Consider the following 584-nt stretch of genomic DNA (forward strand, 5'->3'; position numbering starts at 1 on the left):
CTTTGTCAGGGCGGAAAAGGCGGAGCCTGCGGCGACAGGCAAAGCCCTCGCGATCATTGGCAATCTTTATAAGGCAGAAGCTGCCATTCGGGATAAAGGGCTGGCCGGTGAAGAAAAGAAAGCGTTCCGTCAGTTACACGTCAAGCTATTGGTTAATGAGTTCTTCGACTGGTGTCATCAAGAGCGTCAGCGTATTGATCTGATCCCCAAAAATCCGCTTACCAAAGCTGTCAATTATGCCTGTAACCATGAGTCACAGATGCGGGTGTTCCTGGATAATCCAGATGTATCCCCGGACACGAACCATCTGGAACGAGCTCTTCGCTGTATACCCATGGGGCGCAAGAACTACATGTTCTGCTGGACGGAGCTGGGCGCGGAACATGTTGGCATTATTCAAAGCCTGCTGGTGAGCTGTAAGCTGCAAGGGATTGATCCTTACAAGTACCTGGTAGATATACTTCAGCGCATCAGTCGCCACCCTGCCAAACAGGTTCATGACCTGATCCCCCGAAACTGGAAAAAGCGATTCGGGAGTAATCCGTTGAAAGCACCTCTGGACAGGTAGGGGAAGTCCCCCCGTT

The 584-nt window shown here is 51.5% G+C and carries 1 protein-coding gene; it reads left to right on the top strand.

What is annotated here, in order from left to right; all coding sequences use genetic code 11:
* The coding region (locus M3P05_RS20690) for an IS66 family transposase (protein WP_249702045.1) at positions 1-568 on the top strand (568 nt) is incomplete at its 5' end.
* Positions 569-584 lie beyond the last annotated feature (16 nt).

Origin of the sequence: Parendozoicomonas callyspongiae (assembly GCF_023502345.1) — a bacterium.
Taxonomy (GTDB): domain Bacteria; phylum Pseudomonadota; class Gammaproteobacteria; order Pseudomonadales; family Endozoicomonadaceae; genus Sansalvadorimonas; species Sansalvadorimonas callyspongiae.